This window comes from Bacillus halotolerans, assembly GCF_004006435.1.
GTDB classification, from domain to species: domain Bacteria; phylum Bacillota; class Bacilli; order Bacillales; family Bacillaceae; genus Bacillus; species Bacillus halotolerans.
This window is the reverse complement of sequence record NZ_CP029364.1, coordinates 2,036,942-2,062,218: the sequence shown is the minus strand read 5'-3', so window position 1 is coordinate 2,062,218 and position 25,277 is coordinate 2,036,942. Positions and strand designations below refer to the sequence as shown.

Genomic DNA, 25,277 nt, shown 5'->3' with positions numbered 1-25,277 from the left:
AAATGGCTTTACACATTGTTGGCTGAAAATGGCAAGGAATCATCATCGATACCCTGTCTCATCAACCGGTCAGGTTTAATGAACTGAAAAGATCAATACCGGGTATCACACAAAGGATGCTGACGTTGCAGCTAAGGGAACGGAAAACAGATGGTGTGGTGAAGACATCACAGGCTTTACGTCTCGAAACATAAGGAGATAAGCCACTTTATCACTTTGCGTTCCGCTACTCATATGAATATGGCACCCATCTGCTTTCTCCACTTTTGATGGAGGAAGTATGTTTTCCATTCAAATCTTAGATACTCAATTTAAAGTATTTCTCAAATGCAGCTTTTCCGTTTTGTGTAACCTTAATAGCTCTAGTTTTAGGCATACGCACAATCCATTGCAGTTCTAGCATCCTGTCTAATAATGCATGTCCCAAAGCGCCTGCTAAATGATGCTGCCGCTCGCTCCAATCTAAACAGCAAAGCGCAAAAGCTCTCCTCTTATTTCTTTGTTTTTCTTCGTCGACTCCAAAATCCTTTAAAAACAAAGAGCCTTCTGAAGTGACCTCAAAGTGTAAATCCGTTTTTCGTAAGAAGCCCTGCTCGACTAATGAATGTGTCACTTGCACGCCGATATAACCAGCCAGATGATCATAACAGGTACGGGCAAAGTGTAAATCACTTTTTTCTTTTGAATCATTGAAAGACTTCACTTTTGAATCAGGCGAAATACTTAGCAATTGTTCGATCACTTTTGCAGCATCGGCGCAAGCCAATTTATAATACCGATGTCTTCCATGCTTCTCTACACTGATGAGCTGTGCTTCAAGTAATTTTTGCAGGTGAAAGCTCGCAGTTTGAGGCTTGATTTTAGCGAAATATGCAAGCTCTCCAGCAGGGTGTATTCTTCCATCCATAAGGCTCAAAAGAATAGAAGAACGCGTGGGGTCAGATAGTAACGAAGCAACCTTTGCAATATTAGGATTCATCATTCTCCTCCTTACATTCATATTTCGATGATAGTTGAAATGTTAAACCTTTACAATATGAATAAATAATGATTAGGAGGCATTAAGCGTTGAACAGTGAAAAACAAGACACCCTTCATTTTAAAGAAATCAAACCAAACATTATGTACTATGGCACGTCAACATTCCTTCTTTCCACTTTGAATGAAGATGGAACCACCAATATTAGTCCGATGTCTTCCTCGTGGGCGCTTGGAAACTATATTGTTCTGGGAGTAGGACTAGGAGGAAAAGCTATTGAAAATATAAAGAGACACAAAGAATGTGTCATTAACTTGCCCAGCCCCGATTTATGGAAAAACGTTGAAAAAATTTCGTCTTTTAGCGGAAAAAAGAATATCCCGCCTTTGAAGAAACAGCTCGGGTTTACTTACAAAAAAGAGAAATACGAAGCGGCAGGGTTAACACCTTTACCATCAATGACAGTAGCACCAACAAGGATTAAAGAATGCCCTATCCAAATAGAAGCAGAAGTGAAACATATTCGGATACCAGATTACGAACCATCATTTGCGATTGTGGAAACACAAGCTTTACATTTTCATGCCGAGGAAAAGATCATATTAAACGACAACCACATTAACCCTTCAAAATGGAGTCCGCTTATTTATAATTTCAGACACTATTTTGGTTTAGGAAAAGAAATAGGAAAAACCTTTCGTTCGGAAACATGACTCAAAATAAACATTTAATGGGGAATTGCGTATTATACCCCTTCAATGTTTCAATGGAAATAGGTAGTAACAGCTTAAAATAAAAACGGAGATATTGAAAATGAGAATTTCAAATACGAGATTTAAACGTTTATTGAGATTAAGAGATTTTGAATTCTTTCAAGTAGAATTAAACGATGATGAGAGATGTGCTTTTTTATTATACGTTGATGAAAGACTGCCAGATTCTGAAGAAGGTAACAATATTAATGTTTATTTGATTTCTCACTTTGAGCTACCTGATTCATCATATCAAGCTGTGCTACGTTTTAATGATGATCTATTGGGTATGAAACATAATTGTTCATATGTAATGGACACTTTAACTGTTACAGAGGAATTTGATTTCGATTTCCCATTTGATATGCTAGCTATTCGTGAATATGTTCAAGAGTTATTGTCCGCTTTAAAAATTGACAAAAAACTTCCTGAATTTGAAGAAACGGATTTCAATTATTTATCTCAAGAATAGTAAGGAAACGTTAGATGTAATATAAACGTTTAAGGTTTTGATTTGTCTTTTACTAATAGTTGTTTGTCTGGGATAGTTTTAAATTTTCTCAGTGTTGTAATTTCGATCTTATCTATCACTCTATCGAATAATTTGATAATATGATCAAAACAGCAGATTCCTGAAGAAGTCTGCTGTTTTTGTTATGTTAAATTTCTCAGTAGTGGCTACGTGTAATAACGTGTCATTGGTGATATGTCTGTTAGAGTAAGCACCTGTCTCCATTTCATTCCAATATTTTTTATAAGAAACAATTGAAATGGCTAGTTCTCCATGTTTTATCATTACTGATACAGGACTCCGGCTTGCTGAAGTTTTTCTATGATCTGACCTGGCTTTTTATCTTTTCCATTTCTTAATCGGCAGAACTCGCGGTTTGTTTCAAAATCCTTCACATAAATGATCTCAACTTTTTGACTGCTTTCCTTATATTCCCCTTAAAATTGAATAATCACTTTCCCTTTTGGTCGTCCATTTGCGACTAGTTTTAGTGCTTCGTTTACGTTGTCTATGGTAAATCGTGTTGGATGAATTGCTGGAACAATGTTATTTTCTTCAATGATTTTGGTAATCTCTTTAAGTTGTGCGCCGTCAGAACGAACGAAGATAAAATGGTATTCCACGTTTTGTTTCTTGGCTTTGCGGTCAAACTTTGCACCAGCAAGGGAAAATAGCATTTGTTTCCACGATGGGAAATTTCGGTCTTTTCCGAAACGTTTATTTGGTCCTGTACGGAGAGAGAGCAATCTTCCGCCCGGTTTGATAATACTCAATTCACTGTCAAATTCTTTAGGTCCCAGTGTATCCATCACGTAATCCACATTCGACAACAAGTCAACATAGTTTTCTATTGTATAATCTAAATATTGGTCTGCACCCATTTCCAAAGTGCGTTCGCGCGCTTCTGAGCTGCCACTAACAATGACATTTAGGCCCATTGCCTTTGCGATTGGTACAGCCATTTGACCAAAGCTGCCTGATCCACCTGGAATGAAGACAGATTTACCTGACTGTGCCTCAAGTTCTTCATGCAGACCTTGATACGCTGTGAGTCCAGCCAGTGGTGCAGCAGCGGCTTCCACGTAAGACAAATTTTTTGGCATGGGTGCAATCGCGGCAGCGTCAATTGCGGCATATTCCGCAAAAGCACCAATTTTTTCGAGCGGGAGACGTGTATAGATGGCATCTCCTACGTTAAATTCCGTCACTTTTTTTCCGACTTTTTCGATAACTCCTGTCAATTCATTACCAAGCGTTAATGGGAATTCATAATCTTGAATCAGTTTCACGCTGCCTGTCATTATTAACATTTCGAGTGGATTGACCGCCGCAGCTTTGACCTTTACCAAGACTTCGTTTTCATCGATTTCTGGAATTGGAATGTCATTGACTTTGGCATGGATATTTTTTGAATACTTGGTGATCTGAGCTGCTTTCATGAGTGTTTTCATTTTTTCATTAGCATCCTTCCTTGAGATTATTACAGCCGGTGTTCCCGCACTCAATCGGTGGAACAGATGTTAGAGTTCATCAGCCCATAGCGTCCGAATGCAGTATACGTCTGCCAGTGTAGCGCAATTCATGCGTCAAGCATTTTTCAGCTTCATGACATTTTTAAGCAATTTTGTAGATTCAATCCAAAAACTACTTTTTATTCCTTTTTTTCGTTACAAAAATAGAGTGTCACTTCCCAGTCCCAAACTGTTTGTGGAACCTTGATATTTGCCATAAGTTATACTTATCCTTTCTGAGATTCTAATTCTTTCACGTAGGATAATCCGTATAACCCTTGCTTCCGGCATCAAAGAATGTTGTAGGGTCTGCTTCGTTCAATGGAGCACCTTCTTTAAGCCGTTCTACTAAATCGAATTAGCTAATGACCATGCACCGACTGGTACCATCAGGAGGTTGTGTACCTTCACTAATAAGTAAACCTATAGATGCTCTTTGAGCATAATAAAGGGAACTTAGTTCTCCTGATGTACCATCTTCTTGCGCTCTGCTACGTGTCATTGGTGCCATCGCCAAACGATTATGTTACCATACTAGTATTGGATAGATCGGCTTTCTCAAATTGAATTCATAGTTTTCATCTACAACCCCCACCACTTCATCTTTGTCATAAACCTCTATCATAAAACCTGCCATTTGCTTAGCTGTGTGGTACATAGGGAGATTTGCTTTGTAATCAAACTCTTTCATATCATTTGCATATTTTGCGAATTCTGTTTCCGTCATTGCTGGCGCTAAAACTTTTGCCTTCATTTTCGCACCTTTCAGTTCAAGTTCTTTTGCAAGCCCTTCGGTGAAGGCACTAACATAATATTTAGAAGCAGAATAAGCAACACTGCCAACAGCAATTACATATCCAAGTGCTGAGGATACGTTAATTAATTGAGTTCCCTCTACATCAGCATAATCTCTTACAAATAGTGTAGAAAGGATTGTCAAGGATTCTATGTTAACGCGTAACATGGTTTCTACTTTATCTAAATTCTGATCTATGACAGAAGAGGTTTCACCAAGACCAGCATTATTAATCCAAGTCTCAATTTGATACTCCTTTAAACTGTTATACAGTGTATATGCCTGATCTGTGACAGATAGGTCACTTGTACGAATAATAACATCTAAATCAGGATTTAGATTCTGAATGGTTGATTTAAGTTCTTCTAATTTATCTAATCTTCTAGCTACAATAATTAAATTTTTGCCACGAGCAGCAAATGCTAATGCTGTCTCATATCCTATACCTGAGCTTGCTCCTGTAATAACTGTGTACTTCATATTATTCTCTCCTTAAAAATATTTCAGATTGGGTTGACAAAGTCAAACCGATAATGGTTTCTAATTCTTTTTTATCATTTGTTGTTTTTGCTAATACTTGTATTCCTACGAGTGAATTATGAATAAATTGAGAAAGCCCTTTGATATCATAGTGTTTAGAAATTTCTCCTTGTTCTTGACCATATTTCAGTAGATCAAATAAGAAGGTTTCTGTCTTTATAAAAGTCTCTGTAACTTTTTTAGTAAACGATTTACCATTACGAGATCTTGGCTAGATGGCAGATCATAATCAACTGCCACTCCACTCCTAGTTACCCTCAATTAGGTCAATGCCCTGTTCTTTGCTGTGTGGATCTGACCATACGGGTCACCATTTTGCGTGGCATCAACCGTGGAAGGAATGCCATGAACCGGTTTCGAGCCCCTGGCATTATGAACGTCTTGCCACGTAAGAAGCCTCGGTACCCTTCCTCAGCCACCTGCCCGGCCTCCATGATAGCACCACTCTGGAACAACTTCGATTCACCAATACCCGAACGATCAACGAAGCCGGTTGACGTCAGTCCCGGACATAGTGCCGTCACAGTCACCCCTGTACCGCTCAGTTCGTTCTCCAAAGCCTCGGTGAACGACAGCACGTACGCCTTCGTTGCGTAGTAAACCGACATCATAGGTCCCGGGAAGAAAGCCACCAACGAAGCCACATTCATCACGCCTCCTTGACCCCGTTTGACCATATCCGGCAAGAACAGTTTCGTCATAACAGTCAGAGCCTTGATATTGACGTCAATCATATTCGTCTCTTGTTCTAACTGCGTCTCCAAGAACGTCCCGTACAAACCGAAGCCGGCATTATTGACAAGATAGTCGACGACGATTCCCTTCTCCTTGAGCTCCGCAAAAATCTCTTCCGGCACGCCGGGTGACGCCACATCCTTGGCGATGACCGTCGCTTGACTGCCATATCTTTTCCGATATTCCTTCGCGAGCTCCAAAAGCTTACCCTCGCTACGCGCCACCAGCACCAAATTATATCCTCCCTTGGCGAAACGATCCGCCAACTCTTTGCCAATCCCACCCGATACCCCGGTGATAAGAACAGTTTTTTTCATTTTACAGCACACCTCCATTTTTAGTTTAATTAAACCTTTAAAACGTTTTACAGCGTTTCTTACTGCGCGTTGTTACTATGGATGTAGGTTATCCATAATTCGAATTTTTGTATCAAGAGAATTTATACTTGCCGCATATATCTCAACTAAGACCTCGTCATTATTTATTTTAGGCTTAGGGAAGTCTAAAACATTTGGTTTTTTACCGTAGTTTTCAATCGCTAAAGCTTTCATTACAATCTTCCACATTTTTATTTAACGCACATGTATCTGTTCATAACGAACCTAAGAAAAAAGAATATGAATATCCCTTCCCTAGATGGGATATTCATATTAAATAAATCATTTTAAGAAAGGATAATCTGTATAACCTTCTTTTCCTCCTGCATAGAGCGTGTTTTTATCAGGTTCGTTTAGGCGAGCACCTGATTGAATCCGTTCTGCAAAGTCTGGATTTGCTAGTACCCAAGTGCCTACTGTGACAACATCTGCAAGATTATTATCTACATCAGACGAAAGTTGATCTAGAGGACGACCTGGACGGTTAACAAGAAGTGCTTGATCCCAAAGTTGGCGCACATCTTTTAGGAATTGCTCGTTTCCAAAGTGCATTAAATGCAGATATGCAAGGTTAAGCTTATTTATTTCACTTATTAAATAGCGATACATCTCAAGGCTATTTTCCCCCTCATCAATGCCTTGCAGTGTTCCTTGAGGAGAAAAACGGATGCCTGTTCTTTCTGCTCCTATTTCATCAACAACTGCTTTAGCTACTTCAATAGCGAATCGAGAACGCCCCTCAATCGTACCACCGTATGCATCTTGACGATGATTGGAGTTTTCACTAAGGAATTGTTGGATCAGATAACCATTTGCTCCGTGAATTTCAACTCCGTCTGCACCAGCTTCAATTGCTGAACGTGCTGCTAAACGAAACTCATTGATAACATCTTTTATCTCAAGCTCACTCAATTCTCTTGGTGTTGGAATTTCTTTCATTCCTTCTGCCGTGAAAATTTCTACACCAGGTGCAATAGCTGACGGTGCAACTGCTTGGCGGTGGTGAGGTGTGTTATCAGGGTGTGATACACGTCCCACATGCATAAGCTGAATAAAAATATGACCGCCTTCACTATGAACTTTAGAAGTTACTTTTTTCCACCCTCTAATATGATTTTCTGTATAAATACCAGGTGTATTCGTGTAACCTTGCCCATCATCTGAAGGTTGGGTTCCTTCGCTTATAATTAAACCGACTGAAGCACGCTGACCATAGTACTCTGCTACTAAATCGCTCGGCGTACCATCTGGTAAAGCTCTATTTCTAGTCATCGGAGCCATACCTATACGATTTTTTAAGTCAATGTTTCCAATACGAACTTTTTCAAATAATCTGCTCATATGAATCCCCCTTTTTAATAAGAATTAGAATCAAGAAATAAATTTACGTGTTCTGCAAATAGTTCTGGAAATTGAAACAGATGCCCGTGACCAGAATCAGGATATATAATCAGCTGTGCTTTGGGTAATTTCTCTGCTAAGATGTAACTGTTTTTAGTCGGTACCATTACATCATTAACACCATTAGTAACAAGTACAGGGTGTTTGATGTTTTGTAACCATTCATAATCATGATTAGATTTTTGTTTAGCCCATTTTGCAATGGCTTGTAATTGTGCCTCTTTTACTTGTTCTGAACTGTTTACTTTTTTCTGATTAAAAATTCTTTGTAGTGAAGCCATTCCTGCAGATTTACTTGTTTCGGTTTGTGCGTAGAAAAAGAACATAAAATCATTTATTCCATCTTCTTCCGTTCCGCCGTGACGATTCATTCTTTCAAAAATCTCTGGATTTGGATTAATACCAGATTCAGGCGAAGTACCTGCCATAATAATTTTTCTTACTAAATCTCCTTCTTGTAAAGCTAGCTCTTGTGCAACCATGCCACCAATGGAAAAACCAAGAATGTCAACTTGTTCTAATCCAAGAGTTTTTATAAATGTTGCTGTATCTTTTGCCATATCAGCAATTGTAGTAGGCGTTAGTCCATCTGTCTCACCAACCCCTTTATTGTCAAATAAGATTACTGGGCGTTTATTTGCAATAGGTTCAAGCATGTCTGGATCCCAGTTTTCCATCGTTCCTCTAAAGTGAACAAGAAATACTAGTGGTATACCATCTTGTGTACCAAATTTTCTATATGCGTAACGAGTTCCATCTGCTTCAATAAATTCTGATTCTGATGGTATTTTAAAGTTTGTCATTTTTGTGTTCCTCCTTAGAAATTAAAAAACGATTTTATAAGTATGCATTATGATGGTTTGTTTCATGCTAATTTTAGAATGAACGTTCTAAATAGGATAAAAAAAGAAAGCTAGTCCAACACTGAAAGTGCTAGAGTAATGATGCCTTCTAATTCTTTTTTACTGTAATTAGTTTTTATTAGTACTCTTATACCTACCAAATTGTTGTGTAAGAAACGAGATATGTTATCAGAATCGATTTCTTTTGATATCTCTCCACTAGTTTGGCCCCGTTTTATAAGGTTATTAAACATATCTTCAGTACGGTTAAACATTTTTGTAACTATGCGTCCAATTTCTTTGTCTAACAAAGATAATTCAATGGCTGCATTTACTGATAGACAACCTTTTGGGTATTGTTCAATGGAATTCAGTACGAAAATAAAAACATCACGTATCGTCTGTTTAATGGATGAAGTGCTGCTAATTATGCTTTCCATCTCATTGACGATGAGCTCTTCATAGTGATTAAGGGAAGCTAAAAACAATGAACGCTTGTCACCAAATGTGTCATATATACTCCTGCGGTGTATCCCCATATGATCCACCAAATCTTGCATGGATGTTTTTTCATAACCCTGTTCCCAGAAGAGCTCCATTGCTTTCCTTAATACTGCTTTTTCGTCAAACTCTTTACTTCTAGCCATTTTATTTCTCCTTAAAAAAATCAATGAACCTATACTAACAAAAACAAACGTCATAATCCATTATAGAATGAACGTTCTAAAATGAACACATAAATTTCAAACCGTGATTAAATCATACCCTTTTTAGAACGATAAGTAAAGAATTATAAATAACCAATAATCATCAATATATTTGCTCCACATGTTGAATTTGGTCTTTTCCAACGGGAACAAAATCTGACTAAAACAGGAGAGTATCAGCAGCCATTAAAATGAGATAGGTATATAACCCCATGGTCACACCCGCATCCACATCTAATCCTTCTTCTTTGTTCTTGTCTACTTTTGCTTTGTATGCATGAGCCCTATTCATTAAACCTTTCGGTGTTATAGAAGATAAAATCCAACTGGTCAACCGACTTCACTTGACTGACATCCGCAGAGCAATGCCGATTAAATTAAGGCTATCTTTGATTGCTTGGTCAATGTTTTACTTCGAGCGACTAGTGACAATCGCCGTGTTGCTCATTTCAAGAAACTTTTCGCACATGCATAGCCTATACCTGACGTCCCGCCCATCACTAAAATAGTTCGATTTGTCAATTTTATGTTGTTGTTTCTCACTCTTGTATAATCAGAAGAATCTTTCCTTGAGCTTTCCCTTTTGCGATTTTGGCAATAGCTTCGTTCACTTGCCGAAAAGCAAATGTCGAATCAATGGTTGGTTTGATGCCCGCTTCATCAATCCACTGGGTGATGTTTTTTAGTTGTTTGCCATTTGGCTGAACATATAAGAAATCATATGTTTTCCGTTGAAGATGTGCCGCTATATCAAACGGCATGCCGATCATACCGAAAAGAAGCCTCTGCAACGTTGAAAATCCGCCATGCTGAATTGCAAAACGTGTATTTGGACCAGCATTCAATGACAATAATTTTCCGCCAGGTTTTAAAACACGTAATTCATGCCTGAACTCACTTGCACCACGAGTATCAATCACGTAATCGAAATCTTTCAGCACCTCAACATAATCTTGCTTCTGATAGTCGATGAACTGGTCAGCACCAATGGATAGCGCTAAATGACGAGCTGATTCACTACCACTGACAGCTACAAAAAGCTTCTTTGATTTCGCAAACGGAATGGCAATCTGCCCAAATCCGCCTGTTCCACCAGGAATGAACAGTTTTGCGCCAGGTTTCACGTTCAGTACATCGAATGCTTGAACAACTGTCAGAGCCGATAATGGAATGGCAGCCCCTTCTTCAAAAGTAAGATGTTTTGGCAATTTCGCAACGATATTTGCATCAGCCACAACATATTCTGCAAAGGCACCCATTGTATCTAGTGGCATTAGCGCATATACTCTGTCGCCCTTATTAAAGTCTGTCACCGCTTCACCAACCGTTTCAATCACACCTGAAAGTTCATTTCCGAGTGTCAACGGGAAATCATAGTGGTCAAAAACGCGAACCTTTCCAGTAATCGCCAATATAAGATGTGGGTCAACGCCCGCCACATTTGTTTTGATTAACACTTGATGTTTGTTTATTCTTGGAATAGGAACATCGTTGATGTGGGCTTCTAGCTTTTTCGAGTAGCTGTGTATTTGGACTGCTTTCATCATGTCCCCCTTAAAAATTAATAATCACTTTCCCTTTTGGTCGTCCGTTTGCTACTAGTTCTAGCGCTTCATTTACGTTGTCTATGGAAATAGTGTTGGATAAATCTCTGGAACAATGTTGTTTTCTTCAATGATTTTGGTAATCCTTTTAAGTTTGTGTGCCGTCCGAACGAAGATAAAATGATATTTCAGGTCGTGTTTCTTGGCTTTGTGGTCATACTTTGCGCCAGCAAGGAAAAATAGCTTTTGTTTCCACAATGGGAAATTTCCGTCTTTTCCGAAACGTTTATTTGGTCCTGTCCGGAGAGACAAATAATTTTCGTATAGCCTGCTTAACCGTTACATCTGTTTTCACCTCATTCTTCATTCTCACTTCCATTACTTCTACAAAGTGACTTAAAGCTCTCATAAATAAAGTATGTTTGTCACCAAAAGTATCATAGATACTTCTGCGGTGAACCCCCATATAGTTCACTAAATCTTGCATGGATGTTTTTTCATAACCCTGTTCCCAGAAAAGCTCCATTTTTCATCAAAATTCTTTATTTCTGGCCATGTAATCCCACCATATAACGTATCATCTATTAACACTGATAAAGTACTGAGAATCATTGATGCACTAGGGCACCAATAACTTTATATCATTCATCTCTCCCTATTCTTAAATAATTAAAGAACGATCATTCTCATTTGAGAAGAAAAACAGTTAGACCTAACATGTTTTAAGTATATCAAATTTAAGAACGATCGGTAAAGAATTTAGAATTCATCCTGTGTTTTATATATTTTTTAAGACCAAGGGCGAAAACTTTAAAATTGGCTAGGTGTGCTATTACCTGAATTGTAACGAATATCACTCCTTCTTATTTCTATTCAAATCAGATAAAGAATAGATATAATATTTATCAACTCAATCTTGGTTATTGCCGTCTATATAAGGGAAAACTTTACCTTTAGGGTTACTGCATCATATATAATGTGGATGTACATAAACAGTCACTAAACACGCTTTAATAACAGAGAGGTTGTTAGGATGAAGGAATTTTTCTCTATTGGAGAAGTATCTAAGTTATTCAATGTAAACATACCTACTCTTAGGTATTATGATGAAATTGGTCTCTTAAAACCAGAATTTACAGACGAACATAATAACTACAGATATTATTCTACACAACAATTTGAAAGATTGAGTACAATCAAGTACCTGAGGACATTAGGTTTGCCAATAAATAAACTACTTGATTTTTATAATTCTCTTGAGGTAGATACTCTGATTCACTTGCTGAAAGGCCAGCAAACTGAAATTGACCGAAAAAAGAGGGAATTGGCACGCATTGAGAGAAAGATCTCTCGCCGCATTAAACAAATGGAAGACGCAGTTAATATGCCGCTAGAAGAAATTTCAAAAATCAAACTTCCTGAACTGCGTGTGGCGTATTTACAACATGAATATATTCTTGGTCAAGATATTGAGTATCCGGTAACAGAATTGAGAACTAAGTTTAAAGTCCACAAAGATCTATTTTTAGGGAAAGTAGGATTATCCATTTCAGCAACAAATATAAAATCAAATCAGTTTGACCGATATTCCAGTATATTTATGGTTCTGGAAGATGAAGATGAAATAACTTCACCTGAAATCACTTTCCCCTCAAGAGAATATCTGCAAATTAGATTTAAAGGGTCACATTCAGAAGCAGCAAAATACTACGAAATGTTACTTACATATATGAAAAAGCATCATTATGAATTGGCTGGCGACTCAATCGAAATAACGCTGATTGATTACGGGGTAACTAATAATCCAGACAATTATGTGACTGAAATACTTTTGCCAATCAAATAAACTTAATTAATAGCTGTCACATACACTTGACCCTCAAGTAACTTGAGGGTTTATTTTTTTGAAAGGAACTATTATTGGAGGAGATAGCCTATGTTTGGAACAATTTTTAACACAGTTATGATCATTGCAGGAAGTTTAATTGGTGGTATATTCAAAAAAGGAATGAAAGATGAGTACCAAGAGATACTTATGCAGGCAATGGGATTCGCCGCAGTTGGACTAGGGATCAACGCCTTTACACAGCATTTGCCTTCTAGTAAATACCCAATTCTTTTTATTGTCAGTTTAGCTATTGGAGGATTGATTGGTCAGAGCATAAATCTAGAATTAAGATTTAACAATTTAGTCAACAGGTTCTCTAAAAGCAATTTAGCCGAAGGTTTATCAACTGCAATCTTATTATATTGTATAGGCTCGTTGTCAATATTAGGCCCTGTTAACGCTGCTCTGCACGAAGATTATACTTATCTCCTAACAAACGGTATATTAGATGGGATCACTTCCATTGTTCTCGCTTCCACATTTGGTTTTGGAATAGCAGCATCTGCGGTTGTATTATTTACCTGGCAAGGCTCAATATATTTATTTGCAAAATTAATGGAAAGCGCATTAAATACAGACCTTATTAATGAAATCACAATTGTCGGCGGTGTATTAATCCTTAGTTCAGGGTTAAGTATTCTGGGAATTAAAAAATTTAAAACGTTGAACCTCCTGCCATCGCTGTTGATTCCGCCTATTGTAATTTTAATTATTCATGTATTTGGATTAACATTTTAAATCCTTAATCTACAATTAACCTGCAAAACTGTGCACGGAATGTCGGGTAGAAACATTTCACCCCTGCTATTCTTTTGTTAAAGGAGGTCAAATAAATGGATTTGCTTAAAAGTATGAATAAAGCATTAAAGTATATTGAAGAAAACCTCACTAATGATATTGATTTTAAAGAAGCAGCAAAGCTTGCATTCTGCTCTGAATATCATTTTAAAAGGATGTTTTCCTTCCTTTCTGGTATTTCATTATCCGAATATATTCGTCGCAGACGTCTTACTCTTGCAGCTTTTGAGCTTAAAGACAGCAATGTAAAAGTGATTGACATTGCAATAAAGTACGGGTATAACTCACCAGATTCTTTTGCACGGGCATTCCAAAATTTGCATGGCATAAAACCATCAAAAGCCAGACTTAATGGCCATTCACTTAAAGCTTATCCACGTATGACCTTCCAGTTATCAATCAAAGGAGGAAGTGAAATGAACTATCGCATTGAAGAAAAAGAAGCATTTCGCATCGTTGGCATTAAAAAAAGAGTTCCTCTTATTTTCAAAGGGGTTAATCCGGAAATTGCATCCATGTGGGAAAGTTTAGATGAAGAAGCAATCAATACACTTAAAAAGCTTTCTAATGTAGCGCCTTTGGGACTCATTAGTGCTTCCACGAACTTTTCTGAAGGCCGGACAGAGGAGAAAGGTGAGCTTGATCACTATATTGGCGCAGCCACAACGAAACAGTGTCCAAATAACCTCTCACAGCTTGAAGTTCCTGCCTCAACATGGGCTGTATTCGAAGCAATCGGACCATTTCCGGATACACTGCAAGAAGTATGGGGACGCATTTATTCTGAATGGTTTCCATCGTCAAATTATGAACAAATAGAAGGTCCAGAAATACTGTGGAACGAGCATAAAGATATAACATCCCCTTCTTTTAAAAGTGAAATTTGGATACCGATCTTAAAAAAAAATAAGTTTTACGATAAATGAAGAAGAATTGAAGGTTCTTTTAGCAAACAATTAAAGTAATCGCACACATGATGAGTAACTATAAGGTTTTTTCAAATTATATATACAGAAAATAAAAACATACCAATATTCTTTATTTGGTATGTTTTTTTATAATGCAGCGTCTGCTTTTCATTCTGCAAATTAAGAGAACATTATCTTTATGTCATTCAGGACTTGTATTTGGCCACTGCATATTTTTATTGAAGGGATTATACCATATAATGCACTTTAAATTTTTAAAGGTGAAAAATTGTACTTTAGTAATCCCTTTTGTTTCCCTTCTTCACATATTCCCAATCACGTTCTACATTTTTCCTGACTCTGTAGAGAGAAGGTGATCCCATGCCAAATAACAATAAACCCAATAGATTAATCGCTGAGTAATCACCGTATTTGCTTCAACACGCCCACCACCCAGTAGACTGGTACCCGTGGGGAGAAGAAGCCTTCGAAAAAGCAAAACGTGAAAATAAGCCGGTTCTCGTATCTATTGGGTATAGCTAACCTTGGCTATTCTAAAGAACATTGTCATTTAATGCACATTAGGAAATGAATTTCTCATAGCTAGCCTTCAATTAAACGTTTTAACTTAAGCTCAGTTTCAGTATCCTCAACTGGAGTATAGACGCTGCATCTTAAATCAGTATCCCCATGCACCTGTAATGAAGTAAGATTAAACAACATTTTACCTACCTTAGCATGACGAAACTCAATTAATACTTCAGGAGCAGAGCTTATCTCATTTTCATTCCAAATTTTACGAAACTCGGGATATGCCTGTTCCATTTCTTGTATAAATTGCTCATACCAGTCATCAGCCACATACTGTCCATAATACGTTCTAAATATTGCGATATATCCTCTAACAAAATGCTCCCAATTCACTGCTAAACTTTTAAATTCCTTTCTTGCGAATAGTAAGCGTATTATATTCCTTTCTGCCGGATTGATTTGTTCAAAATCCAAAAATACATTAGCTGCTGCTTGATTCCACCCAACAATCTGGCTTCTTCTATCTGATATAATCGTTGGGCAATAACGAAGTTCCTGCAACATTTTTACTAAAGCCGGACTGATTTCCTTCTCCTTCTCATTTATAAAGGGTTGTTTCACTCCTTCCTCTAACGCTAGAGCATACAAATATCTCCTTTCATCGTTATTTAATTGTAATGCTCGAGAAATAGCATCTAATACCGAAGTAGATACTTTTATATCTCTGCCTTGTTCTAACCATGTATACCAAGTAAGACTTACACCGGCTAGTTGAGCCACTTCTTCTCTTCTTAGTCCTGGTGTTCTTCTGCGGGTTCCTACAGGTAAACCAACCATTTGGGGAGTAATTTTCGAACGTTGGTTCTTTAGAAATTCTGATAAAGCTTGAAGTCTTGTTTCAGGTTTCATTAAGATCTCCCTTTAAAATAGTATTAATTATACTAGGATAAACAACAACTTGTAATAGGATAACACAATAGCTAAAGTTAATAAAAACGAGGAGGGAATGATCATGAAAAGAGTTGTCATTACTGGAATGGGAGTTATTTCTCCACTAGGAAATGATGTAAACAGCTTTTGGAATCAACTAGTTAAAGGACACTCGGGAATATCTCTAATTGATTCTTTTGATACTGCTGATTATAAAACAAAGATAGCCGGAATCGTTCGTGATTTCGATGCAGATGAAATATTGGGGAGAAAAGAAGCAAAACGATTAGATCGTTTTAGTCAGTTTGCCTTAGCAGCAGCCGAACAAGCATTAGAACATTCACAATTACAGTTAGATAAGGTTGATCTTGAACGTTTAGGGGTATATGTTGGTTCAGGAATCGGTGGCATACAATCGCTTGTTGATAATGTGGATGTATTAAATAAACGAGGTCCCGCGAGAGTAAGCCCTAGCCTTGTACCAATGATGATATCAAATGCAGCTGCGGCCCAGATAAGCATAAGATTAGGAGCACAAGGACCATCATTATCACCAGTCACAGCCTGTTCAATCGGGAATACCTCTATTGGTGAAGCTTTCAATGCTATCCGAAATGATGAAGCAGATATTATATTTGCCGGTGGAGCAGAAGCTGCAATCACACAGATATCTTTGGCTAGTTTTGGAAACGCCCATGCACTATCTACAAGAAACCAAAATCCAAATCGAGCCAGCCGTCCGTTCGATACAGATAGAGATGGCTTTGTTATGAGTGAAGGCGCAGGTATCTTAGTATTAGAATCATTAGAAAACGCTATTCTTCGAGATGCGCCGATATTATGTGAAGTAGTGGGGTACGGAGCTAGTTCAGATGCTCATCATATGGTAGCATCACACCCAGAAGGTAAGGGTGCCTACTTAGCCATGAAAAAAGCATTGAGAAGTGCAAATATATCAACAGGTGAAATTGATGTTATTAGTGCTCATGCAACAAGTACACAAGTAGGTGATCGTTCAGAAGTTCTAGCTATTAAGAAATTATTTGGTGAACATTCATGTAAACTTCCAACAACTGCAAACAAGTCAATGACTGGGCACATGCTTGGTGCTGCTGGCGGAGTAGAAGCAATTGCTTTAGTGGAAAGTTTGAGACGAGGAATTATTCCACCAACTATTAATGTAGAGAATCAAGATCCAGATTGCGACTTAGATGTTGTATCAGAAGCGAGACACCTTCCATTGAAATATGGGCTATCAAATTCTTTTGGTTTCGGAGGACATAATTCAGCAATCGTGTTAAAGCATTACGATTGAAGACCCATCTTTATAGTTCAAAGGTGAAATAATGAATCTATCAAGGGTTTATAGCCCTTGATTTTCATTATGGAATACCTCACAGACAAATGATGACGGGTCTTAACTATCTGGTATATTAAATAGAGGAAAGAGAATACTTTAAAAAACATTTAGAAAGAAGGTGATCCCATGCCAAATAAAAGTAAACCCAATAGATTAATCGCTGAGAAGTCTCCTTATTTACTTCAACATGCCCATAACCCCGTAGACTGGTACCCTTGGGGAGAAGAAGCCTTCGAAAAAGCAAAACGCGAAAACAAGCCGGTTCTGGTCAGTGTCGGCTATTCGACATGTCATTGATGCCACGTTCGTAAAAATAGCCACCTAAAAATATAATAACATTATATTATATACGAAAGGTGGTATTATATGGAACTAAAAGACAAAATAAAACGAGTCGCCATATACCTCAGAAAATCACGTAATAATGAAGGCGAAGAAACCTTAGCAAAACACAGAAAACGCTTGTTAGATATTGCAAAAAAATATAACTGGGAGACCAAATTATTTCAAGAAGTTGGCAGTTCAATGGATGAAAATCGACCTGAATATCAAAAAATGATCTGCGAAATCAAAGAGAATCTTTTTGATGCTGTTTTATCTGTAAATCTTGCACGTGTTACTAGAGACGATGCCGAGACACCTAAATTTATGAGTTTATTAAGACAAGAAGATGTCCTCTTTGTTACCGATAGCGAACGAGTATATGACTTAGAGATTCAAGAAGATTGGCAAGCATTGAAATTCACTGGGTTCGTAAACAATTGGGAGTATGAAAATATAAAGGCGAGCTAAGGAAGGGGAAAAAAGATAGTGCCAAGTTAGGTAGGTGGTCAAACGGAACTCCGCCATTTGGTTATATTTATAATCCATTAGAAAAAAGAGTGGAAATTGATAAACAACAAGCAAAAGGTGTTAAATTGCTTTTCAGATGGTTATAGATGGTATTGGTGTAGATAATATCGCTATAAACTTAAACCAGCTAGGATTTAGAACTAAAAAAGGAAACATATTCAGTGATGTAAGCGTTCAGAGAATGATACGATCTGAAATTTATAAAGGATGGATAGTATCTAATCGTTTAAAAGGAAGAAATGTTCATCAAGGAAAGATGAGACCGAAAGAACAATGGATCATAGTTAAGGATGCAATAAACTCTGCATTATTGATGAAGAAACGTGGAACCAAGCCAATGACAAGTTGGACCTTAGACAGAATCTTGCCCCAGCAAGACAACGAAGACACGGTTTGTCAAATTTAATTAAATGCGCAATATGTGGAAGAACTCACTCAGTGACCATTAGAAAGAATCGAAGACAAAAAAAGGAACTTAAACCTTGCAATAGAAAAGACCCGTTAGGCAACAAATGCTATAACAGAGGTTTAAATTACAATACTATGATGGATCTTATAATAAATAGAATAAAAATTAGGCGGGAAGAAATAATTGCTGAACTCCAAAATTTAAAAGAAGTAGGCAAACCTTTTGATTCCAAAGCTATCAAAATACAAATGATTGAAGAACGAATAAGGATAGTTCAAAAAGCGCTGAAAATGCTTCAGATACAATTAGAGGAAGACTTAATTGATTTAAAAGAATTTAAGGAAAGAAAAAAGATACGTTCACGAAAATTAGATAAACTTCAATTAGAATTAGAGGAAACAGAAAATATAACTCAAGAAGATGAAATAAAGGCAAAAGAATTACTCGTTGAGCGACTAGATCACTTTCTTAACAATTGGAAACAGCTAGATGATACGAAAATAAATGAAGGACTTACATCATTTATAAGTAAGGTAATATGGCATTATCCTAAAAGTAGCAATAAACCGCCATCATTAAATATAGAATGGATAGATTAAAGTTGAATAAACATAATCAAACATTTACAAACAAAAAAAATAGAGGAGCAAACACATTGTGTCTACTCCTCTAACTTTGTCTCTTTTTCCTTAACCTCTTCATAATCTGTCAGTTATCAAAAAGATTATAAACAGACCGTACGGTTTATTATAAACTAAATGAGGAGATTTAAAATTATAAAGCTCTAGAGTCAAGTTATTTTACAATTACAATAATTACCTAACACCAATAATATTCTACTTAATGCCTTTAATAAAAATCCTCGTAGCCTCTTTTAGTAGCTCTTTTTTTTGTTGAATGGAATCATTACGATATAAAGTATCTATACTGTAAAATAATCCAGAAAGAATTTTTGAAGTGATTTGTATGTTATTAATAACCCAACTTCCATCGTTGATGCCTTCTCTTAAAATATCTTCCATAATCTCATAGTATTGGTCGTCTAATTTAGTTAATCTTTCCACTACTTCTTCAGATGAAAAAGCACTAGTGAAAAATTCCTCAGTTGCATTTAATAAAGAGTAATTAATATTAATATCAATCATAAATTCTGCTAAACCGTACAGTTTTTCAATCGCGTTTTTATATTGCCCCTTTTTTTCTGTCCAAAGATTATTCCACTCTTGAGTGTCTTCTTCCATAATGTGAAGAAATAAAAACTCTTTCCCTTTAAAATGATGATAAAGATTCCCTTTACTAATGTTGGCTGCAGTTAGAATGTCTCTAATAGACGTTTCTGAATAACCTTTTTTTGCGAATAAGTCGCGGGCAACGTTTATCAATTCTTTTTTTGTCTTTTCACTTTTTCTTTTTCCTTTTCCAGGTGAGTTACTTGTCATACTCCCTATCCTTTCATTATAGACACGTCTTTACTAAGTCCTTTTTCTGTCATTTTACCATATTTAAATCAAAACACGTTCATTTTACAAAGCCCTTTAAAATTTCTGATAAGATCTAGAATTGAAATATATAATGAGCCTGCTATTAGACAAACAATTCCTGTCACTAACATAACTGCTTGAATATGGATTCCCATAGCAATTAACGGAGTAATAATAGCAAAGGAAACAGGGTTAAATCCATTTGATGCTAAAAACATAATACTCATGACCCTGAAAAAAATAAAGAATAGACCGACTATTAGCTCGTCTAAACAGAATCATGAATACAGAAATAGTAATAGACCGTAAATCGTTAATGGACCTCTATTCCGTTTAAATAAATACCAAGTGTGATTTCTGAATTTATTCCTCATAAAACTATGTGTCTAATATAAAATTTATTGAATACATTTGCTCTATAAGGAGATGATTATTATGATTAAAATAAAACCGTCAAAAGTTATAATCATATCTTTATCAAAAAAACAGTTAAAAGAATTCTTATTTTTTGAAATTATTATTGGCTCAACAGGATATTGGATTTTTAAATACAAAAATAATATTTTCTTCGAATGTACGGGATTAGCAGCGAGTATTCTTTGTCCTTTACTTTTCAAAAAAATGATTTCTAAAAATAAATTTAAATTCAAGAAAAATCATATTATCACAGTAAGATAAAGAAGATACCGAATGTGGTATCTTCTTTTATTTATTAAGTCACTTGTTCACTGTTTCTTTACTATCTAATATAGTGCTTACTGTACCTTCAACCACATTAGTTGGGTTTTTATAGAGGTCAAAGTCAAAGAACATCGATTCGTTCTCTATCTCAGCCATTTTCTTGATTTTTTGAACTCTAGGTTTTCGATCGAATTCAAAATAATAATAAGCATCCTTATAATCATGTTCGGACATTAATTTCGATAAATACATTGCATCTTCAAGTGCAAGGGACACGCCCTGACCTGTAATAGGAGAAATACCATGTAAAGCGTCACCAATTAACACAACTCTATTCTCTGACCAATTTTCTAATGACTTAAATTTAAATCGGCTTCTTGCATGTATTTGACTTGAATTTTCAATCATACTCGGGATAGGATCGCTCCAATCTTTAAATAATTTTAGCAACTCTATCCTCAGTTCTTCGGACGTCTTTTGTTCTAGCTCCTTTGAAGAAATTTTTCGATCTGAAAAAACAAAACACAACCAATGATAGTTCTCTATATCTCCAGAATGACATCTTGCTATCATCATACTATTGTTTCCTTTTGCATAACCTACAAACCCTTCATTATCCTTACCGCATAAATCCTTCGAAGAAACAATTCCTTGAATAATTGAGTAGCCCGCATAAACCATTGAACATTGGTTAAATATATTTTGCCTTGTCTTTGAATGAATACCATCAGCTCCAATTAGTTCAGTTCCTGTCTCTTGCGTTCCATCCTCAAAAAAAGCTGTAACCAAGGTTTCATCCTGATGCAAATTTATTAGTTTTTTTCCGTAATGAATGCAAACTCCCTCATCTTGCGCTTTTTCTAACAATATGCTCATTAAATTTGACCTAGTCATGTATTGCATGGGGTAATAATTATTGTCTTCATCAACTAGATTAATAGTTGACATGACAGTCCCATACATATTGTGCATTTCAACATTTTTAATGCTCCAACTATTTCTTAACACTTCTTGTTTTAAACCGAGTGCTTCTAACACATCCATTCCATTTGGAGAGATTCCAAAAGCAGCACCAGCATCTTTTTTAATTGGATAACTTTCATAAACGGATGAACTAATCCCTTGTTTTTTCAAAAAAATCCCCATTGCTACTCCAGCAATTCCACCACCAATAATTAAAACATGTTTTTCCCTCACATTTATCATCCCCCTTTTTTAAAACAGACCGTTCGGTTTATATTTAAACAGTTATAGTTAACAAACACAATAGGACCTATTCCCTGTTTATGGAAATTATCCGAAGATAAAAACCGTGTCACTAACCTCTATCTATTTTAAAAAATAGTGACTGGATTTCAGACATGAGCAATACTTTTGCGACTTGACGCCACATCACTGGCAATCCTTTTATAAACAGAAAAAAAGGAAAGAGTGATACCAATTTATACGAGCAAGAACATAAAACATAAAGTACAGTCAATCTTGTTGAGTTATGGAACTAATGATGTTTATGAAATTTGCGAACAACTAAATATAATCATAACCAAGAACAATTTAGGACAAGCCGAAGGTTTACTTCAACATCTTAAAGAAGAAAAACGTTATATAATCCATACAAATGAAAACCTAACGCACCAAACATTCATTGTTGCCCACGAACTTGGACTTTATTTCCTCCACAAAAATTTAAATACTTTTAAAATGGCTAATTGCTCCGTTGTCTTAAAAGATAAGTTAGAACACCAAGCAAATATATTCGCTTCTGAATTGTTACTTCCGGACAAATTATTAAAAGAACATTTATTCGAAATACAAAACTTAACAATCAATCAACTCGCATCTTTCTTTAATCTGCCTACACATGTCATACAGCACAAACACTCACAATTGAAAATTTAGGCAAGGAGCAGGATGGAAACAGGGATTAACCATGTATGTGAAATCTCAATATAGTGGCACTTCCATAAAAATTCCAATTTGTCATTAACATGCTAAATCCTTTTTAAAAGTTTTAATGTATCTAACAAGACCAATTTATTGATACAAATATAGTTAATTGATAAAGTTTGAATTAAATGGATTAATTTAATAATGGAGGTTTGGTGTTTATGAGTAGAACAATAAGGTTAATAGCCCCTGATTGGCAAGGTGGAAATAAGCGAGAATATTATTTTGGCGCAGAATTACTGTCATGGTTAGCTCCTAAAAATGCCAACCAAAAAGAGATAAAATTAAATATTGAGGAACCGAAAAATGAAGAATTAGAAAAGGAAAATGGTGTGGTTGCTCAATCTACCGTTAAACGAAATGTGAGTATGGCAGCGGAAGTTTTGAAAAAAGAATTGCCAGATAAAATTATTACTTTTGGTGGGAATTGCTTAGTATCTCAAGCACCTTTTGATTATCTTCATGGTAAATATGGAAAAGAACTAGGAATCATTTGGATAGATTCTCATCCTGATGTTTCAACCCCAAAAGAATTTCATCATGAACATGCTATGGTTTTGGGGAATTTATTAGGAGCAGGAGATCCAGAGCTATCAAAAGGCGTTGAACATCCTTTTGATTCAGATCAATTTTTATATGTTGGATTGCAAAAACCACTTGATTTAGAAGTGAAATTATTAAAGGAATTAAATCTAAATTATACAGTTCAAGATAAAAACAATTTAAAATCTGAAGATATACAAAAGTGGATTAAAAAGAATGGTTTTACTAAAATAGCTGTTCATTTTGATTTAGACGTATTAGATCCAAATTTCTTTAGATCTTTATATTTCTCAGAGCCTGGTGTGACAGAATTTCCTTCAGAATCTGGAAAGATGACTCTTAAAGATTCATTGAATATATTAAAAGGTGTTTTTAAAGAAAATGATGTTGTCGGATTCACAATTGCAGAGTTTTTACCCTGGGATTCTATAAATTTAAAAAATTTATTAGCTGAATTAGATATTTTCGAACAATAGATAACGATTTTTCCTCTTGTATTGATTTAACAAAAAGACAAACGTCCATTTTCTAGACTCTATCCAAATAAAAAAAGCCCACTCACGAAAAACGAGTGGGTTACTTTAGCTTCCAAGCCGATCTGATGCAATACTAATTACGTTTTCAGATTTAGCTTGACCAAAAGTATCTGAATTAAAGGATAAGCCTAGTACTGTCATCCCCATTAAAATCGTCATTGATAAGGCAATCATTTTTTTCTTCATGAATAATCTCCCCTTTTCGAATTTCTTTTCTGGCTGCTATTACCTTACGATAATATTCGTTAGAGAGCGAAGAATTTCCTTTTTCATAATAAAACTCTGCAACCTCATGAGCATATTCTTCAATATCAGCAAACAATTTCTTCGATTGAAAGTAATCTAAGGCCTCATTAATTAAAGAAACATCTTCATCGGAAAATAAAGTCCCTTTAGCAATTTGAATTTGGCTTGGTATTCATAATCATTGTTACGCAGAACAATGGCACTTCCTTGTTCAAAATATAGAAGCGCTTTATTCATTTCCCCTTTCTGGGCTAATACATGAAACAAATTAAATAACGTTTTTGACTTAAAAATATGCTTTTCCTCTTGAAAAACTTGCAATGCCTTCATGAGATTTTGAATCGACAAATCATATTGATCAACACTCCTATAAACAATCCCTAAATTCATATGAAATGTTGCAATGAGATATTTTTTTCCGATTTTAAAAGCATCCTGTAATCCTTTTTTCAATTCCTTAATTGCACTATTGTAATTTAAAGTATCAATTAAATTTCCAGCTACAATAAACCTGCAATGAAGTATTCTTTCATCGTGAATGTCAAATTTCTTGTATATCTTTATAGCTCTCTTTGCATAACTCAGCGAAAAATAAGTTTGTTTCATATAGTAATAGACCTCTGATACTTTAAAATAAAATTCTCCACGTTCAATTTCCCATTGGTTACAAGTCATTTCTAAAGGGTTATGTATTTCTATAGGAAAAACAAAAAAAGATACCAAAATCATCTGGTATCTATGGTTGAGTTCTCTAAAGATAGATTCAATTTAATATTAAGCTAAGCAACTATATCTAGTATCTATGCACTTTGCTTCTGCTTAAGACTGTTCCACATTTTAATGGTTACAACAGAAATCAAAACAAATGATACGATAACCAAGACAGTTCCCACTAAAGACTCGCTAAAGTTAATGACAATAAAGCTAGAAAAAATCAATAGAGGGATATTCGTAATAACGACAGTTAAGATGTAGACACTATACTTTAACCCAACGGCAGCTGATAAAAAACACACGACATCTGTTGGGGCTATCGGACAAATCATCCCCAATGCCAAAAACTTATAATTGTAAGCCTCCAATAATTTTTTTAGTCCTGGATGTTTATGCTCCAAATCCTTCATCATTTTTCCGCTTGAAAATATTCTAGAGAAAAGATAAACCAAGGTCTCGCTCAAAAAAATGCCAACCATCGATAATATAAAACTAACAATTGGATCAAAGCATATGCCCCCTAAAAACATGAGAGTTACTCCTGGAATAAAAAAGAGAAGCCTAATGATCCACAGGGCAATAAACAGCATCATCGCATATTTTGTATTCGTTGATATAAATTCCTGTAAATCACTCATTTCGAGTGAGAGGAAATGATATTCCTTTAGGATATAAATAGCTAAAAGCCATAAAGCTAAAATAAGAAATTTATTTTTCAATTTCTTCACTCTCCTCGCTTTCCATACATAAATGATAAG

28 protein-coding genes and 7 pseudogenes are annotated in these 25,277 nt (G+C 35.9%); 15 read left to right on the top strand and 20 right to left on the bottom strand.

The window, feature by feature from the left end; translation table 11 throughout:
• The first annotated feature begins 2 nt into the window (after positions 1-2).
• A pseudogene (locus DIC78_RS21855) lies at positions 3-194 on the top strand (winged helix-turn-helix transcriptional regulator).
• Between the two features lie 104 nt (positions 195-298).
• Here DIC78_RS21855 and DIC78_RS10525 read toward each other — a convergent pair.
• Positions 299-979, bottom strand: a complete 681-nt coding sequence (locus tag DIC78_RS10525) for an ArsR/SmtB family transcription factor (protein ID WP_127696222.1) — start codon at positions 977-979, stop codon at positions 299-301.
• Between the two features lie 89 nt (positions 980-1,068).
• On the opposite strand from DIC78_RS10525, the gene DIC78_RS10520 reads away from it, so the two are divergent.
• A complete protein-coding gene (locus tag DIC78_RS10520) occupies positions 1,069-1,692 on the top strand; it encodes a flavin reductase family protein (RefSeq protein WP_095712564.1) in 624 nt (207 codons plus the stop codon).
• A gap of 100 nt (positions 1,693-1,792) precedes the next feature.
• On the top strand, positions 1,793-2,203 hold the full coding sequence (locus DIC78_RS10515; protein ID WP_106019896.1) for a hypothetical protein: 411 nt from the start codon (positions 1,793-1,795) through the stop codon (positions 2,201-2,203).
• 476 nt (positions 2,204-2,679) lie between these two features.
• Here DIC78_RS10515 and DIC78_RS10510 read toward each other — a convergent pair whose 3' ends face one another.
• From DIC78_RS10510 to DIC78_RS22050, 12 genes and pseudogenes are all read right to left on the bottom strand, one after another.
• On the bottom strand, positions 2,680-3,693 hold the full coding sequence (locus tag DIC78_RS10510; protein WP_106019897.1) for an NADP-dependent oxidoreductase: 1,014 nt from the start codon (positions 3,691-3,693) through the stop codon (positions 2,680-2,682).
• A gap of 418 nt (positions 3,694-4,111) precedes the next feature.
• On the bottom strand, positions 4,112-4,255 hold the full coding sequence (locus tag DIC78_RS21675; RefSeq protein ID WP_240671137.1) for a hypothetical protein: 144 nt from the start codon (positions 4,253-4,255) through the stop codon (positions 4,112-4,114).
• 24 nt (positions 4,256-4,279) lie between these two features.
• The gene (locus DIC78_RS10495; protein WP_106019898.1) at positions 4,280-5,029 is read right to left on the bottom strand and encodes an SDR family NAD(P)-dependent oxidoreductase; all 750 of its coding nucleotides are present in this window, start codon (positions 5,027-5,029) and stop codon (positions 4,280-4,282) included.
• Between the two features lie 326 nt (positions 5,030-5,355).
• Complete coding sequence (locus DIC78_RS10485) at positions 5,356-6,141, bottom strand: SDR family NAD(P)-dependent oxidoreductase (RefSeq protein ID WP_087990794.1); 786 nt, start codon at positions 6,139-6,141, stop codon at positions 5,356-5,358.
• A gap of 75 nt (positions 6,142-6,216) precedes the next feature.
• Positions 6,217-6,375 (bottom strand): hypothetical protein, encoded by a 159-nt coding sequence (locus DIC78_RS21570; protein ID WP_164848138.1) that lies wholly within the window; start codon positions 6,373-6,375, stop codon positions 6,217-6,219.
• A gap of 108 nt (positions 6,376-6,483) precedes the next feature.
• Positions 6,484-7,542 (bottom strand): alkene reductase, encoded by a 1,059-nt coding sequence (locus DIC78_RS10480; RefSeq protein ID WP_106019899.1) that lies wholly within the window; start codon positions 7,540-7,542, stop codon positions 6,484-6,486.
• 14 nt (positions 7,543-7,556) lie between these two features.
• A complete protein-coding gene (locus tag DIC78_RS10475; protein WP_106021829.1) occupies positions 7,557-8,405 on the bottom strand; it encodes an alpha/beta fold hydrolase in 849 nt (282 codons plus the stop codon).
• Between the two features lie 110 nt (positions 8,406-8,515).
• On the bottom strand, positions 8,516-9,091 hold the full coding sequence (locus DIC78_RS10470; protein WP_106019901.1) for a TetR/AcrR family transcriptional regulator: 576 nt from the start codon (positions 9,089-9,091) through the stop codon (positions 8,516-8,518).
• Positions 9,092-9,314: 223 nt separating this feature from the next.
• Positions 9,315-9,479, bottom strand: a pseudogene (locus DIC78_RS10465) (tryptophan--tRNA ligase); the annotation flags it as partial.
• A 211-nt stretch (positions 9,480-9,690) separates the two neighbouring features.
• Positions 9,691-10,695, bottom strand: coding sequence for an NADP-dependent oxidoreductase (locus DIC78_RS10460; protein ID WP_127696220.1), 1,005 nt, complete (start codon positions 10,693-10,695; stop codon positions 9,691-9,693).
• Positions 10,696-10,705: 10 nt separating this feature from the next.
• Positions 10,706-11,007 (bottom strand): annotated as a pseudogene (locus tag DIC78_RS22160) (zinc-binding dehydrogenase); the annotation flags it as partial.
• Positions 11,006-11,221 (bottom strand): annotated as a pseudogene (locus tag DIC78_RS22050) (TetR/AcrR family transcriptional regulator); the annotation flags it as partial. The pseudogenes DIC78_RS22160 and DIC78_RS22050, both read right to left, overlap by 2 nt.
• A gap of 507 nt (positions 11,222-11,728) precedes the next feature.
• Between DIC78_RS22050 and DIC78_RS10445 the strand changes: the two are divergent.
• The 3 genes from DIC78_RS10445 to DIC78_RS10435 all read left to right on the top strand — a co-directional run bounded on the left by DIC78_RS10445 (position 11,729) and on the right by DIC78_RS10435 (position 14,307).
• The gene (locus DIC78_RS10445; protein ID WP_127696218.1) at positions 11,729-12,541 is read left to right on the top strand and encodes a MerR family transcriptional regulator; all 813 of its coding nucleotides are present in this window, start codon (positions 11,729-11,731) and stop codon (positions 12,539-12,541) included.
• A gap of 90 nt (positions 12,542-12,631) precedes the next feature.
• Complete coding sequence (locus tag DIC78_RS10440) at positions 12,632-13,321, top strand: DUF554 domain-containing protein (RefSeq protein ID WP_106019904.1); 690 nt, start codon at positions 12,632-12,634, stop codon at positions 13,319-13,321.
• 95 nt (positions 13,322-13,416) lie between these two features.
• Positions 13,417-14,307, top strand: a complete 891-nt coding sequence (locus DIC78_RS10435) for an AraC family transcriptional regulator (RefSeq protein WP_106019905.1) — start codon at positions 13,417-13,419, stop codon at positions 14,305-14,307.
• Between the two features lie 278 nt (positions 14,308-14,585).
• Here DIC78_RS10435 and DIC78_RS10430 read toward each other — a convergent pair.
• A pseudogene (locus DIC78_RS10430) lies at positions 14,586-14,666 on the bottom strand (hypothetical protein); the annotation flags it as partial.
• Positions 14,667-14,721: 55 nt separating this feature from the next.
• Here DIC78_RS10430 and DIC78_RS10425 point away from each other — a divergent pair.
• A pseudogene (locus DIC78_RS10425) lies at positions 14,722-14,829 on the top strand (DUF255 domain-containing protein); the annotation flags it as partial.
• A 63-nt stretch (positions 14,830-14,892) separates the two neighbouring features.
• Here DIC78_RS10425 and DIC78_RS10420 read toward each other — a convergent pair.
• Entirely contained in the window at positions 14,893-15,729 is an 837-nt protein-coding gene (locus DIC78_RS10420; RefSeq protein ID WP_010332646.1) for a helix-turn-helix transcriptional regulator, read from the bottom strand.
• 103 nt (positions 15,730-15,832) lie between these two features.
• On the opposite strand from DIC78_RS10420, the gene fabF reads away from it, so the two are divergent.
• The 5 genes and pseudogenes from fabF (at position 15,833) to DIC78_RS21830 (ending at position 18,970) form a co-directional block, all read left to right on the top strand.
• Entirely contained in the window at positions 15,833-17,065 is a 1,233-nt protein-coding gene (gene fabF, locus DIC78_RS10415; RefSeq protein WP_127696216.1) for a beta-ketoacyl-ACP synthase II, read from the top strand.
• A gap of 171 nt (positions 17,066-17,236) precedes the next feature.
• Positions 17,237-17,404: pseudogene (locus DIC78_RS10410) on the top strand (DUF255 domain-containing protein); the annotation flags it as partial.
• 72 nt (positions 17,405-17,476) lie between these two features.
• On the top strand, positions 17,477-17,902 hold the full coding sequence (locus DIC78_RS21840; protein WP_223203896.1) for a recombinase family protein: 426 nt from the start codon (positions 17,477-17,479) through the stop codon (positions 17,900-17,902).
• Between the two features lie 136 nt (positions 17,903-18,038).
• Positions 18,039-18,368 (top strand): recombinase family protein, encoded by a 330-nt coding sequence (locus DIC78_RS21835; RefSeq protein ID WP_223255254.1) that lies wholly within the window; start codon positions 18,039-18,041, stop codon positions 18,366-18,368.
• 32 nt (positions 18,369-18,400) lie between these two features.
• Positions 18,401-18,970: a hypothetical protein gene (locus tag DIC78_RS21830; protein ID WP_223203898.1), complete on the top strand. Its 570-nt coding sequence runs from the start codon at positions 18,401-18,403 to the stop codon at positions 18,968-18,970.
• Between the two features lie 237 nt (positions 18,971-19,207).
• Here DIC78_RS21830 and DIC78_RS10400 read toward each other — a convergent pair whose 3' ends face one another.
• A complete protein-coding gene (locus DIC78_RS10400; RefSeq protein ID WP_106019909.1) occupies positions 19,208-19,810 on the bottom strand; it encodes a TetR/AcrR family transcriptional regulator in 603 nt (200 codons plus the stop codon).
• 477 nt (positions 19,811-20,287) lie between these two features.
• Here DIC78_RS10400 and DIC78_RS10395 point away from each other — a divergent pair, with 477 nt between their 5' ends.
• On the top strand, positions 20,288-20,530 hold the full coding sequence (locus DIC78_RS10395) for a hypothetical protein (protein WP_106019910.1): 243 nt from the start codon (positions 20,288-20,290) through the stop codon (positions 20,528-20,530).
• A gap of 39 nt (positions 20,531-20,569) precedes the next feature.
• Here the strand turns inward: DIC78_RS10395 and DIC78_RS10390 are convergent, their stop codons facing one another.
• Entirely contained in the window at positions 20,570-21,730 is a 1,161-nt protein-coding gene (locus tag DIC78_RS10390) for an FAD-dependent oxidoreductase (RefSeq protein ID WP_164848137.1), read from the bottom strand.
• A 234-nt stretch (positions 21,731-21,964) separates the two neighbouring features.
• Between DIC78_RS10390 and DIC78_RS10385 the strand changes: the two genes are divergently transcribed.
• Both DIC78_RS10385 and DIC78_RS10380 read left to right on the top strand, forming a co-directional pair.
• Positions 21,965-22,432 (top strand): ImmA/IrrE family metallo-endopeptidase, encoded by a 468-nt coding sequence (locus tag DIC78_RS10385; RefSeq protein ID WP_127696210.1) that lies wholly within the window; start codon positions 21,965-21,967, stop codon positions 22,430-22,432.
• A gap of 209 nt (positions 22,433-22,641) precedes the next feature.
• Positions 22,642-23,499, top strand: a complete 858-nt coding sequence (locus tag DIC78_RS10380; RefSeq protein WP_106019913.1) for an arginase family protein — start codon at positions 22,642-22,644, stop codon at positions 23,497-23,499.
• Positions 23,500-23,604: 105 nt separating this feature from the next.
• Here DIC78_RS10380 and DIC78_RS21825 read toward each other — a convergent pair whose 3' ends face one another.
• From DIC78_RS21825 to DIC78_RS10370, 3 genes are all read right to left on the bottom strand, one after another.
• Positions 23,605-23,745, bottom strand: coding sequence for a hypothetical protein (locus DIC78_RS21825; RefSeq protein ID WP_223255253.1), 141 nt, complete (start codon positions 23,743-23,745; stop codon positions 23,605-23,607).
• 171 nt (positions 23,746-23,916) lie between these two features.
• Positions 23,917-24,411, bottom strand: coding sequence for a tetratricopeptide repeat protein (locus tag DIC78_RS21820; protein ID WP_223255251.1), 495 nt, complete (start codon positions 24,409-24,411; stop codon positions 23,917-23,919).
• A 194-nt stretch (positions 24,412-24,605) separates the two neighbouring features.
• On the bottom strand, positions 24,606-25,247 hold the full coding sequence (locus DIC78_RS10370; protein WP_223255250.1) for a TVP38/TMEM64 family protein: 642 nt from the start codon (positions 25,245-25,247) through the stop codon (positions 24,606-24,608).
• Positions 25,248-25,277 lie beyond the last annotated feature (30 nt).

Coding starts and splice junctions, on each gene's coding strand:
- DIC78_RS10525 (WP_127696222.1), bottom strand. CDS start 979: ATGAATCCTAATATTGCAAAGGTTGCTTCGTTACTATCTGACCCCACG.
- DIC78_RS10445 (WP_127696218.1), top strand. CDS start 11,729: ATGAAGGAATTTTTCTCTATTGGAGAAGTATCTAAGTTATTCAATGTA.
- DIC78_RS10480 (WP_106019899.1), bottom strand. CDS start 7,542: ATGAGCAGATTATTTGAAAAAGTTCGTATTGGAAACATTGACTTAAAA.
- DIC78_RS21825 (WP_223255253.1), bottom strand. CDS start 23,745: ATGAAGAAAAAAATGATTGCCTTATCAATGACGATTTTAATGGGGATG.
- DIC78_RS10440 (WP_106019904.1), top strand. CDS start 12,632: ATGTTTGGAACAATTTTTAACACAGTTATGATCATTGCAGGAAGTTTA.
- DIC78_RS21570 (WP_164848138.1), bottom strand. CDS start 6,375: ATGAAAGCTTTAGCGATTGAAAACTACGGTAAAAAACCAAATGTTTTA.
- DIC78_RS10495 (WP_106019898.1), bottom strand. CDS start 5,029: ATGAAGTACACAGTTATTACAGGAGCAAGCTCAGGTATAGGATATGAG.
- DIC78_RS10515 (WP_106019896.1), top strand. CDS start 1,793: ATGAGAATTTCAAATACGAGATTTAAACGTTTATTGAGATTAAGAGAT.
- DIC78_RS10380 (WP_106019913.1), top strand. CDS start 22,642: ATGAGTAGAACAATAAGGTTAATAGCCCCTGATTGGCAAGGTGGAAAT.
- DIC78_RS21840 (WP_223203896.1), top strand. CDS start 17,477: ATGGAACTAAAAGACAAAATAAAACGAGTCGCCATATACCTCAGAAAA.
- DIC78_RS10420 (WP_010332646.1), bottom strand. CDS start 15,729: ATGAAACCTGAAACAAGACTTCAAGCTTTATCAGAATTTCTAAAGAAC.
- DIC78_RS10435 (WP_106019905.1), top strand. CDS start 13,417: ATGGATTTGCTTAAAAGTATGAATAAAGCATTAAAGTATATTGAAGAA.
- DIC78_RS10460 (WP_127696220.1), bottom strand. CDS start 10,695: ATGAAAGCAGTCCAAATACACAGCTACTCGAAAAAGCTAGAAGCCCAC.
- fabF (WP_127696216.1), top strand. CDS start 15,833: ATGAAAAGAGTTGTCATTACTGGAATGGGAGTTATTTCTCCACTAGGA.
- DIC78_RS10470 (WP_106019901.1), bottom strand. CDS start 9,091: ATGGCTAGAAGTAAAGAGTTTGACGAAAAAGCAGTATTAAGGAAAGCA.
- DIC78_RS21835 (WP_223255254.1), top strand. CDS start 18,039: ATGGTTATAGATGGTATTGGTGTAGATAATATCGCTATAAACTTAAAC.
- DIC78_RS10400 (WP_106019909.1), bottom strand. CDS start 19,810: ATGACAAGTAACTCACCTGGAAAAGGAAAAAGAAAAAGTGAAAAGACA.
- DIC78_RS21675 (WP_240671137.1), bottom strand. CDS start 4,255: ATGACACGTAGCAGAGCGCAAGAAGATGGTACATCAGGAGAACTAAGT.
- DIC78_RS10485 (WP_087990794.1), bottom strand. CDS start 6,141: ATGAAAAAAACTGTTCTTATCACCGGGGTATCGGGTGGGATTGGCAAA.
- DIC78_RS21820 (WP_223255251.1), bottom strand. CDS start 24,411: ATGAAACAAACTTATTTTTCGCTGAGTTATGCAAAGAGAGCTATAAAG.
- DIC78_RS10510 (WP_106019897.1), bottom strand. CDS start 3,693: ATGAAAACACTCATGAAAGCAGCTCAGATCACCAAGTATTCAAAAAAT.
- DIC78_RS10395 (WP_106019910.1), top strand. CDS start 20,288: ATGATTAAAATAAAACCGTCAAAAGTTATAATCATATCTTTATCAAAA.
- DIC78_RS10475 (WP_106021829.1), bottom strand. CDS start 8,405: ATGACAAACTTTAAAATACCATCAGAATCAGAATTTATTGAAGCAGAT.